The organism is Blautia sp. AF34-10, from assembly GCF_003477865.1.
Lineage (GTDB): Bacteria > Bacillota > Clostridia > Lachnospirales > Lachnospiraceae > Fusicatenibacter > Fusicatenibacter saccharivorans.
In genome coordinates this window covers 1-1961 of the sequence record NZ_QUED01000070.1, presented here as the reverse complement: position 1 = coordinate 1961, position 1961 = coordinate 1, and the positions used below count along the sequence as shown (strand labels likewise).

Here is a 1961-nt window from a genome sequence, read left to right as displayed (position 1 = left end):
CAGATATGTTGCCCGAAAACATTAGAAAGCCGCAAAAAGCCAGCGGAAAATAAACAGACCGCAAAAGCGGTCTGCTATTTGTCAAGGTGCTCGTATTCTACCGTTTACGTTAATTATAATATTTTTTACGCTCCCATTCATCCATTTTGCTGAATCAGGCAGTGGTTGTTTTGATTCCCTATCTGGCCCTATTTCTATATTTTTCACTGCTTCAAATTCTAAAAATCCATTTGGACTGTTATTAGCTATTGACAACATAAACATAAATCGCTGATTATTATTGAATTCTTTAGCAGATAACTCCGTTGCATAATCAGAAGTTGCTACTGCACCTTTGTCCTTCAAAAGTTTCACTACATCCTTAACAACTTTTCGATTAATTACTTCTGTTTCAGATGATGTGAATTCATTTCTAAATGTAATTTCTTTGGTTTTTTCATCTTTTACAATTTCAACTCTTCCTGAAAATTTACTCTCACAATTTGCCATCTTCGTGATATCCTCTCGTAAAATTTCGTATTCAAGAACAAGATTATTTTCAGAATTCATTGTAAATTGCATATCCGTATTAACAGTATAATTCTTGATCATCTATTATTTTTGAGGTTCAATCAAAGAAAGTGGCACTATATCATTTAAATTCTCATTTGTCGATGATTCAATTTTTGAGGTGCGAAATTTCACACTATCTTCTTTCGTCTTTTGAAACTCTTGTAATTTTTCAAACTCTTTAGGACTTATAATTGAAAGTGTAAGAAGCGGTATTGACATTTGTTTAGAATTGTCGCCCATGAATACTCCACGTTCTGCTAAAATCCCTTTTAAATCAGACTCACTTATACATGATTTGCTTAACAAAGGTTTTAATTTTTCACCAACCGGAAGCAATGTTTTTATATTTATTTCCTCCATTATTAAATCACCTCATCTCTGAAATCTGGTTTATACGTTATAACCTCAATATTTTTTACAAAATCAGCATTTTCAAAAGAACTTTTTGCCATTAAAACAACTTCCTTATGTTCAAACGAGTTATAATCTGGAAATGCTATTGTAACCTTTGCAGTCCATGTACTAGTTAGTTCCTGTGCTAATCCTATTAAGCGTTCTAAATACTCTTTACAAAAAGCTTCAGCAACACCAATAAACAATCTTTTTTCGTCACCATTGCTAATTGCTAACGGAATAACATTTGAGTTAATATACTCATATGGCATTTCTTTTCCTCTATATACGCGTTGTAGGCTAGAATTATTCAACCCCGTGTCAATATAAAAAAACTCAACGTTTTCTTTACCATATTTTGAATGAGCATAAGATAACAACTGATATAAGAATTGTGCTCTTTTGTTGTCTACCAATGCTATTGTTTCATACACACATTCTTGATTCATATAAAAATTTCCTATTTTGTCTATAACACTTTCATTTTCTCTCCCATCTTCACGACTTCTGTCAATCCAGAATATTAATCCCGATATAACCTTCTTATCTGTATTAGGTATCTTTTTCTTTGCTAATTCGCATGCTGGATAGCACTCCATCGCATATGCCAAATCTAATACAAATTCTTTAAATTTACTTTTTATTCCGCTATCTGTTACTGGATATCCATCTCTACATTTAACGCTTACCAAAACATCTTGCTTAGTGGCATCTCTTAATTGAGATTTATATGTATAGACATAATCAATTCCATGCTTTTGAGACTCTTTAGAATTTTCCCTTTTATGTTTTTCTTTATGTACGCATGGTACCGTCACCCCACTATTTGCATTATTCCATCCCATCATATCAAGAATATTTTTTACAATTTGTTCTCCGTATTCACCAGAGCTTTTCGCTTTTTCACCACAGCCATTATATTTGCTCCTCCTAATTTGTTCTCCGTATTCACCAGAGCTTTTCGCTTTTTCACCACAGCCATTATATTTGCTCCTCCTAATCTTCATCATTATAAT

3 protein-coding genes are annotated in these 1961 nt (G+C 32.6%); all 3 read right to left on the bottom strand.

The window, feature by feature from the left end:
* Positions 1–81: 81 nt before the first annotated feature.
* Positions 82–489, bottom strand: coding sequence for a hypothetical protein (locus tag DWZ60_RS16830; RefSeq protein WP_147397773.1), 408 nt, complete (start codon positions 487–489; stop codon positions 82–84).
* A gap of 105 nt (positions 490–594) precedes the next feature.
* Positions 595–912, bottom strand: a complete 318-nt coding sequence (locus DWZ60_RS16825) for a hypothetical protein (protein WP_119222177.1) — start codon at positions 910–912, stop codon at positions 595–597.
* 2 nt (positions 913–914) lie between these two features.
* The coding region (gapS4a, locus tag DWZ60_RS17385; RefSeq protein ID WP_158576418.1) for a GapS4a family protein at positions 915–1961 on the bottom strand (1047 nt) is incomplete at its 5' end.

What these genes read in the sequence shown, in the direction of transcription:
- DWZ60_RS16830 (WP_147397773.1), bottom strand. Translation starts at nt 489, where the DNA reads ATGGCAAATTGTGAGAGTAAATTTTCAGGAAGAGTTGAAATTGTAAAA.
- DWZ60_RS16825 (WP_119222177.1), bottom strand. Translation starts at nt 912, where the DNA reads ATGGAGGAAATAAATATAAAAACATTGCTTCCGGTTGGTGAAAAATTA.